Below are 8,562 nucleotides of genomic sequence, written 5' to 3'. Positions count from 1 at the left end.
ACGATGATGGTAACGCCTCTTGCTCTGGGTTACTTGATATATTTAATGTCCCAAACCGAATCACAATTTTTTACAGCAGGTAGCACAAGCTTACTGTTAGTTGGCGGTGGGGTTGTCACGGCTTTACCTCTTTTATATTTTGCGAAAGGGGCGGAGAAGATTCCGCTATCGATGCTTGGCATCTTTCAGTATATCGCTCCGACGTTATCATTATTGATCGGGGTATTCGTCTATCATGAGAGTTTTACTAAAGCACATCTTTTAGCCTTTTTGTTCATCTGGTCAGCCTTGGCTGTTTATACGCTATCCATTACCAAATGGGGGAAGGCAGGGACACGTAGGTTTAAAGAAAAAAGAAACTTTGGTGCATAAAAAGAAAAAACGCTTGAGGAAATCCATTTCCCAAGCGTTTTTTTTATAGTGATACACGTCACCCTGAAAAAAATTGTTAGTGAGTGTCGAGTTTCACAAGCTATTAAAATAAACGAAAAGAGATTCAAAATCTATATCTTTAATAAGAGAAACTGTTAATCCTACGCTAGAAAAGTTCTCGAGCCTATTTCAGAAACAATTATATTGGATAGGCAGTCATGAAGCGACACGGGGTTATTACGGGGGATATTTGGCTTGAATTGACTATAGTGGGAACTATTTATGCTTATAATATGCTGTGTTAGAAATGCTGATATGGTGGCTTTCGACTTTCTATTGCTATTTAATTCATCGATGATTCCTTGTTGATTGGTAATCCCAATCCCATGGCCATAAAAGAGGTTTTCTCCAAGGAATATCGCATTTTCTCCTTGCCATTCTGGAGTGTTCGGGTCGTAATCTGGGTTTTTGAAGTAAACACAGTCGCCTGGTACATAATCTTTCCCTTCATGAACTCGAAGAATCAAATTCTGCGGATAGTGCCAGTCATAAAGAGTAAGGCCTGAAAAAAGACGGTCAAAATTCTTAGGACCAACCGTATCTAAAACAGCTTTTAAAAAAACAATGACTATCGCTGTCCCGCATTCGAAAGCGTAAAGACTTCCGTTTATGAAAATATCCTCAAGTGCCAGATGAGGGGGTACCCTTGGTTTAAGCTCAAATGCTCCATCTTTTGTAAGTCGCCAATATTGTTCATTGCATACAGAATCCTCTATTATTGTAAATTCAGGATTACTCTTATCTAACGAAACGGCAGCTTTATTGACTTGCAGCCTCATCTCTATATCGAATTTAAGATCTTCCATTGTCTTATATACAAAAATATTCGGATATCTCCACATTAATTGGAGAATTTCTAATGCTTTTTCAGATATCATACCTGGTTGGATTTGACTGACATCTAACCATTTTTGATTAATTTTTATCATAATCATATCCACCTCTTGGTCACAAAATTAAATGATTAATTTTAGTAGTTCAAGAACTATCTACAGTGTAATAATTATTATATGAGTTGCTGAACAATACTGATTAAATTTTATTCCTATTACTGAGGATGATCAGAATGGCCAATCGTTAGAAGAAGCAAATTAGTATTCCCTTTTCTGTATGAATTGATATAATGAGAGAGAAAAGTTCATATGTGCAAGAAATGTAGGGGAGCCGGTATTGCTGGCTGAGATTGCGTCCTTAAGATGCTGACTCTTTGAACCTGATCTGGATGATGCCAGCGGAGGGAACATATTATGACTGACTTTCTGTTTTGTATGTTAACGTCCGAATTCATCCTCGGGCGTTTTTGTTTTTTTATCTATTATTTGGATGGGGACTGGCACCCAATAAAGTTTCGGCATATGGACCTTATATAACGTGTAGGAGGAAAAATAGTGAATAAATTATTGCCACTGTTAACTTTGTTATTCCTTTTAGCTGGATGTGGTGCTGGCGGCACTACTGAAAAGGAAGAAGCAGCTAAAAATGAAGACAATAAAGAATTAAAAAAGGTTTCGGTTGTTCTCGATTGGACACCGAATACAAACCATACAGGATTGTATGTAGCGAAGGAAAAAGGGTATTTTAAAGAACAAGGCCTGGATGTAGAAATTATCATGCCAGGTGAGGCAGGAGCTGATAAGCTTGTGGCTTCAGGGAAATCAGAATTTGGCGTGAGCTACCAGGAGGGCATTACACAGGCTCGCGTGCAAGGCGTGCCGATTGTTTCGTTAGCGGCTGTCATCCAGCATAATACCTCAGGATTCGCTTCTCCTGTGGCTAAAAATATTAAAACACCTAAGGATTTTGAAGGGAAAACGTATGGTGGCTGGGGGTCTCCAGTTGAAAAGGCTATCATCGAATCTCTCATGACAAAAGACAATGCGGATGTAAATAAAGTGGAAATAGTAAATACAGGCGACTCGGATTTTTTCACTTCAGTGAAAAGAGATATTGATTTCGCTTGGATTTATTATGGCTGGACAGGTATTGAGGCTGAATTGCGAAATGAAAAGCTAAATATGGTTTACTTAACTGATTACTCAGATAAGCTCGATTACTATACGCCTGTTTTGACCACAAATGAAAAGATGATTAAAGAGGATCCAGATACTGTTAAAGCGTTCGTAGAGGCAACTTCGAAAGGGTACCAGTTTGCGATTAAGAATCCTGATGATGCAGCAGACATTTTAATCAAGGCTGCACCAGATCTAGATAAAAAGCTAGTGAAGAAAAGCCAGAAGTGGCTTGCATCTAAGTATCAGGATGATGCTCCTAGATGGGGTGAACAAAAGCTTGAAATTTGGAAGAATTATAGTGAGTGGATGACTGAAAATAATCTTCTTGAAGGTGATTTCGATCCTGAGAAAGCATTTACCAATGAATTTTTACCACAATAGGAGGAACTACAATGGCAAACTCATTAATTAGTATACAAATTATTCCTAAAGGGGAAAATGTCATCCCTTTAGTCGATGAAGCGATCAAAATCATCGATGAATCAGGTGTCAAGTACGAGGTGCACCCGCTTGAAACAACAATGGAAGGTGAGCTTTCTGAGCTTCTGGCCGTTATAGAAAAAATGAATGTGAGAATGATTGAAATAGGTTCGCCGAATGTCATTTCCCAAGTGAAAATATTGTACCAGCCTAGCGGAATCACGATGGATACGTTAACGGAGAAATATCGGCCATGAGCGGAAGAAAGATTTGGAAGAAGGGGGCTCCCTTCTTTCTTTTATTATTGTTGCTAATAGTGTGGGAGGTAGCAACAGGCTTATTAAAGGTTGAAAAATGGCTACTTCCTGCTCCATCAGCCATTTTTATCGAGGGAATAGAGTCGTTTCATAGCCTTTTTGGACACCTTATATCAACTACTAACCTTGCATTATCTGGTTTTTTTATTGGAAGCTGTATTGGCTTAGTAATTGCTGCTCTCTTACACCTTTTTCCTGGTGTAAAAGATGCGGTTTATCCGCTTCTCATTCTATCACAAAATATTCCTATCATCGTTTTGGCGCCGCTTCTAGTCATCTGGTTTGGCTTTGGTATGCTGCCGAAGCTGATTGTGATTTCTCTCGTATGTTTTTTCCCTCTCGCTGTTGCTTCATTGGACGGTTTTCGCCAGACTCCTTATGAACTTAAGCATTATTTCAAGATGATGGGAGCAGGGAAAATGCAACTATTTTGGAAGCTAGAACTTCCTCACTCGATTCCGTTCATTTTCTCCGGACTAAAAATTTCGGCCACTTACAGTGTAATGGGGGCAGTTATTTCGGAGTGGCTTGGGGCTAAATCGGGGATAGGTGTTTATATGACGCTCGCATCCTCTTCATTTAGGACAGATCGGGTGTTTGTTGCCATTTTTATCATTATGGGACTGAGTCTTCTCTTTTTTGGAATCATTACCATACTTGAAAAATACTTTGTTTCATGGAAGAGAAAGGAGGGTGAAAAGGATGAAGCTGCAAATTAAAGATGTCTCCTATACTTTCGATGGTAAACAGAATATTTTAGAGAATATAAATTTCTATGTGGATGATGGAGAGTTTGTAACCATCCTTGGGCCATCTGGCAGTGGTAAAAGTACATTGTTTCACCTAATAGGGGGCATTTTGAAGCCGCATCATGGCATCATTTCACTGGACAGTAAAAAAATAAATGGCTTAAAGGGTCATATAAGCTATATGCCTCAGCAGCCATCCCTTTTACCTTGGAGAACGGTATTAGAAAATGTTTTGCTAGGAAGCGAGCTTTCGGGTGTTAAAGATAAAGAAATGGCAAAAGCTCTATTGATGAAAGCCGGATTAGAAGAGTACGAGAAAGCATATCCGCACGAATTATCTGGAGGCATGAAGCAAAGAGCTGCGTTTATTCGAAGTATATTAAGTCCACAGGAATTGATGTGCCTGGACGAACCCTTTTCTGCCTTGGATGAACTGACAAGATTGCAAATGCAAAAATGGCTGATGTCTGTTTGGGAAGAAAATCGGAGGTCGGTGCTTTTTGTTACGCATAGCATTGATGAAGCGGTTTTCCTTTCCGATAGAATATACGTGTTATCAGCAAAACCGGCAACTGTCATCAAAGAAGTTGTAGTTCCATTTCCAAGGCCAAGAAGTGAGGAGCAGCTTCTTAGTGATGAATTTTTCAATTTGAAGAGAGAATTATATGCCGCACTAAAGCCAACTTTTACTACTTAAGTTAGGAGGGAATATAAAATGAAGATCATCGACAGCCATATCCATTTGGATAGGTATGATGAAAGGAAGCAGAAGCAGATTCTCACTGATATGGAAAAGGCACAAGTGGAATCCTTGCTAACTGTTTCCATGAATTTGACCTCGTCCATAAAAAATTATCAGCTTTCCATCAAAGATTCACGTATTAAGCCTGCCTTTGGTTTTCATCCTGAGCAGTCCCTCCCAAGTGAAGAAGAAGTGAATGATTTATTGAGTTGGATGCGGGAACATAGGCACAATATGTTTGCTGTAGGTGAGGTAGGGCTGCCATATTACTTAAGGCAAGAAAATCCCAGTATAGATACGTCAGAGTACATAGAGATACTTGATAGGTTCCTTGCTTTTGCGAAAGAGTTTGAAAAACCAGTTATTCTTCATGCGGTCTATGATGATGCGCCTGTTGTTTGTGACCTATTAGAGAAAAACCAAATTACAAAGGCTCATTTTCATTGGTTTAAAGGGGATATCCAGACAGTAGAAAGAATGGTCAAAAACGGGTACCACATTTCCATCACACCTGATGTTTGTTACGAAAAAGAAATACAGGAGTTAGTTTCGGTTTTTCCGCTTAAGCTGATGATGCTTGAAACGGATGGCCCATGGCCGTTTGAAGGGGTTTTCAAAGGGGAATGGACCCATCCGGGCATGATGCATGACAGTGCACGTCAAATTGCTTCAATTAAAAACTTACCATTTGAGATTGTATATGAAACCCTTTATCAAAATACCAAAGATTTTTATCATATATAAAAAGGTACCAGATATTATATCTGGTACCTTTTTAGGGAGTTTTATAAAAAAGTCCGTTTTACTTTTTCCCAAAAGGAGTTGTCTTTCAGCTTAACGGTTTTGATGACTTTACCGCTTAATCGGACCTGGACCTTTTCGACATAACTAATGCTCAAGGCTTCATTGTCCAAGCCAATGATTGGATAGCTTGGTCCGTTTTGTTCAAGGTGAACAGTCAATGTTTTATCGCCGCTTAGGATGAATGAAGAGCCCAAGGTCCGATAGGTATTGTTATTGATTGAAGCGAGCTCGCTTACCTGAAAGCATGGGAGAAGCGGGTCCACAACGGCCCCATTGACCGATTTATTATAGGCAGTGCTTCCGGTCGGTGTCGCTATAATGATTCCGTCCCCACGGAAGGTTTCAAAATGGATTTGATCAATGAAAATATCCATGATGAACGTTTTGATGATAGAAGTGCGGATACTGAGTTCGTTGAGGGCATAAAAGGAAGGTTGGTCATCTAGTTGAATATCAATAGTTGGGTATTTGCGCACCTCGATTTGCTCTCTAGTCATGGCATCAATCATTTTGTTTGTATCTTCTAGGTGGAAATCACAATACATATTCAAATTTCCTGTGGTAGAAACGCCAGCATATAAACAATCTTCTCTGAAACCGGTTTTACGGACTGCCTGCAAAAAGGTGCCGTCATCACCAATACTTACGATAATGTTGGCTTTTGTGAAGTCTTGGACAATTTCATATGAATATTGCTTTGCCAACTTGGCTAGACGTTCGACCTTGTTCAGCATCTCTGCATTTGAAGCATGGAAAAAATAAATATTCTTTCGAGTGTCCATCATGATCCCCCTAGTATGTATAGTGATGAAAGGGCTTTCTTTTTTTCTGTATAAGGGAAAGCCGATATTACAAAGTGTACCTTCGCATTTCCAATTAGAGGATTATTTGCTACAATTTTATATGTCTTAGTTTATCATGGATTGAAACATTTTTGTATGCAGTTCGTATGGTAAGAAGGATACATATATTTAAGGGGGAACACAGATGAATGGAAAGCGTTGGGCAGCACTTGGAATCGCAGCCGTTTTATTTTTTGTCTCTATTGGAGTAGGGGTGGCTACGACTGTATTTACAGCTGATACGGAAAATTTGATTGATGAATTATTTGCTTCCGACAGCGAGTTTTACGAAGAAGTTATAGAAGGCGAAGATTTCTCAAATGTTATTGCGGTATTTGATGTAGAAGGTACAATCCAAGATACTGGAGAAGCTTCATTACTTAGTTCAGCAACATATAATCACAGAGCCTTCATGGATAAGTTGAAAATGGCTGAAGAAAATGACGATATTAAAGGAATTATCTTGCGTGTAAATTCTCCTGGCGGCGGTGTTGTGGAAAGTGCTGAGATTTATGATAAGATCCTTGATATTAAAAAGGTGAAAAAACCAGTCTATGTTTCTATGGGTTCAATGGCCGCTTCTGGCGGATATTATATTTCTGCTCCAGCTGATAAGATTTATGCTAGCCCAGAAACAATGACGGGTTCACTTGGGGTCATTATGCATGGGTATAATTACGAGAAACTAGCTAAAAAGTATGGAGTTGAGTTTGAAACAATCAAAAGTGGTCCACACAAAGATATTATGAGTCCGTCTCGGGAAATGACTGATGAAGAACGCGAAATCCTCCAAAATATGATTGATAATTCTTATGATCAATTTGTTAAAATCATTGCCGACGGGCGCGGTATGACAGAGAAGGAAGTACGTAAAATCGCTGATGGCCGGATTTATGATGGACGTCAGGCGAAAGAAAACCATTTAATTGATGATTTCGGCCATTTGGATGATGTAATTGCCGCGATGAAAACGGATATCGGTAAAAAAGACGCGCAAGTAATCCGTTATACAGATGAGGCAGGTTTCGGTTCATTATTCAGTATGGGAGCGCAAAAAATGTTGGGCAATGATGTGGAAACGGCTGTTTTGACAAAAATCCTTTCCTCTTCAAATTCTCCACGCTTAATGTATTTGTATGCGGAATAGGGGGGCTGAAGGATGACGGAACGAAATGAAAACAATGAACAAATCGATTCATCCAATCTTAATACAAAGCAAGAAGAAGAAATCGTTCAGCAAGAGCTTTTACCGGCACAGGCAATCGTGGATGATGGCGATGTGAGGGTAGTTTACTTTGCTGGTTTTTGGTTGAGATTTTGGGCATATTTAGCTGATTTGTTGATTATCGGGAGCTTAAACCGGATTTTGATTCATCCTATTTTTAAGTTTTATAATGGTACAGACGATCTTTGGTTTTCGGCAGAGGCTTTCTTAACGGGACTTGTATTCTTTATTTACTTCGTATTGATGACCAAATACTTAAACCAGACGTTGGGTAAGATGATTTTTGGACTGAAAGTTGTGGCATTGAAAGAAGAGACAGAGTCTATTTCTTGGGGTACAGTATTGTTCAGGGAGCTGATTGGCCGCTATATTTCAAAAATCACGTGGGTTGGCTATGTGTTGGCGGGCCTTTTACCAAAGAAACAGGCTTTGCATGATGTCTTTGCAGACACAAGTGTTGTTTTAGTTAGAAGATAATTTGTTTTAATTATGAACCTGTAAGAGCGTAATTTTCGCTTTTGCAGGTTTATTTTTTTTTGCCCAAGCCGATAATGATAGGCTGAAAGGGCGTGGATGTATGAAGTGGCTTTTGCTAATTTTGACTATTCTCATTGTGGTGCTGCTTCTTCTTGTTTTTACGAAAATAAGAGTGCACTTTGACTACAAACGTGTTCATAAAAATGACATAATTCATATAAAAGCATCAGCATGGTATGGACTTTTTCATTATACCTTCAAGGTACCTGTCATCAAGAAGGACGATGACTCGGCATCGATAGTAGTAAAGAAAGAAAAAGGAATGAAGGAAGAAACTAAAAAAGAAGGATTAGATAAAATTACACCGGAAGATTTACGGGATGGAATGGCTGACATGAAGACACTGCTTCAACATATAGTCAATTTTCATCGGGCCATTCGTCATTTCTTAGGCAAAGTTCAAGTTATAGAATTTGCCTGGCATAGTATGGTCGGTACTAAAAATGCCGCACACACCGGGGTCTTAACAGGGGGCTGCTGGG

10 protein-coding genes, 1 pseudogene and 1 riboswitch are annotated in these 8,562 nt (G+C 39.3%); of the genes and pseudogenes, 9 read left to right on the top strand and 2 right to left on the bottom strand.

Going from position 1 to position 8,562, the window contains the following annotated elements:
• Positions 1–372: EamA family transporter (locus tag AC1DUW_RS16275; protein ID WP_477642964.1), on the top strand; the 372-nt coding region annotated here is incomplete at its 5' end.
• A 161-nt stretch (positions 373–533) separates the two neighbouring features.
• Here AC1DUW_RS16275 and AC1DUW_RS16270 read toward each other — a convergent pair.
• Positions 534–1,361, bottom strand: a complete 828-nt coding sequence (locus AC1DUW_RS16270) for a protein-glutamine gamma-glutamyltransferase (protein ID WP_083450832.1) — start codon at positions 1,359–1,361, stop codon at positions 534–536.
• A 218-nt stretch (positions 1,362–1,579) separates the two neighbouring features.
• A riboswitch (TPP riboswitch) is annotated at positions 1,580–1,689 on the top strand.
• Between the two features lie 131 nt (positions 1,690–1,820).
• Between AC1DUW_RS16270 and AC1DUW_RS16265 the strand changes: the two genes are divergently transcribed.
• The 5 genes from AC1DUW_RS16265 to AC1DUW_RS16245 are packed head-to-tail and all read left to right on the top strand — an operon-like array spanning position 1,821 to position 5,416.
• Positions 1,821–2,825, top strand: coding sequence for an ABC transporter substrate-binding protein (locus tag AC1DUW_RS16265; RefSeq protein WP_053347304.1), 1,005 nt, complete (start codon positions 1,821–1,823; stop codon positions 2,823–2,825).
• An 11-nt stretch (positions 2,826–2,836) separates the two neighbouring features.
• A complete protein-coding gene (locus AC1DUW_RS16260) occupies positions 2,837–3,121 on the top strand; it encodes a thiamine-binding protein (RefSeq protein ID WP_053347303.1) in 285 nt (94 codons plus the stop codon).
• Positions 3,118–3,900 (top strand): ABC transporter permease, encoded by a 783-nt coding sequence (locus AC1DUW_RS16255; RefSeq protein ID WP_053347302.1) that lies wholly within the window; start codon positions 3,118–3,120, stop codon positions 3,898–3,900. The genes AC1DUW_RS16260 and AC1DUW_RS16255 overlap by 4 nt, the downstream gene beginning before the upstream one ends.
• Positions 3,884–4,627, top strand: a complete 744-nt coding sequence (locus AC1DUW_RS16250) for an ABC transporter ATP-binding protein (protein ID WP_053347301.1) — start codon at positions 3,884–3,886, stop codon at positions 4,625–4,627. Before AC1DUW_RS16255 ends, AC1DUW_RS16250 begins: the two co-directional genes overlap by 17 nt.
• A gap of 18 nt (positions 4,628–4,645) precedes the next feature.
• On the top strand, positions 4,646–5,416 hold the full coding sequence (locus AC1DUW_RS16245) for a TatD family hydrolase (protein WP_053347300.1): 771 nt from the start codon (positions 4,646–4,648) through the stop codon (positions 5,414–5,416).
• Positions 5,417–5,457: 41 nt separating this feature from the next.
• Here the strand turns inward: AC1DUW_RS16245 and AC1DUW_RS16240 are convergent, their stop codons facing one another.
• A complete protein-coding gene (locus tag AC1DUW_RS16240; RefSeq protein ID WP_053347299.1) occupies positions 5,458–6,258 on the bottom strand; it encodes an NAD kinase in 801 nt (266 codons plus the stop codon).
• Between the two features lie 205 nt (positions 6,259–6,463).
• On the opposite strand from AC1DUW_RS16240, the gene sppA reads away from it, so the two are divergent.
• The 3 genes and pseudogenes from sppA to AC1DUW_RS16225 form a co-directional block, all read left to right on the top strand.
• Positions 6,464–7,465, top strand: a complete 1,002-nt coding sequence (sppA, locus tag AC1DUW_RS16235) for a signal peptide peptidase SppA (protein ID WP_053347298.1) — start codon at positions 6,464–6,466, stop codon at positions 7,463–7,465.
• A 12-nt stretch (positions 7,466–7,477) separates the two neighbouring features.
• On the top strand, positions 7,478–8,020 hold the full coding sequence (locus AC1DUW_RS16230; RefSeq protein WP_083450831.1) for an RDD family protein: 543 nt from the start codon (positions 7,478–7,480) through the stop codon (positions 8,018–8,020).
• Between the two features lie 100 nt (positions 8,021–8,120).
• A pseudogene (locus AC1DUW_RS16225) lies at positions 8,121–8,562 on the top strand (DUF2953 domain-containing protein); the annotation flags it as partial.

This window comes from Peribacillus sp. P4_C12, assembly GCF_056402095.1.
The sequence above is the reverse complement of the archived record's forward strand: the minus strand, read 5'-3'. Positions and strand labels throughout refer to the sequence as shown.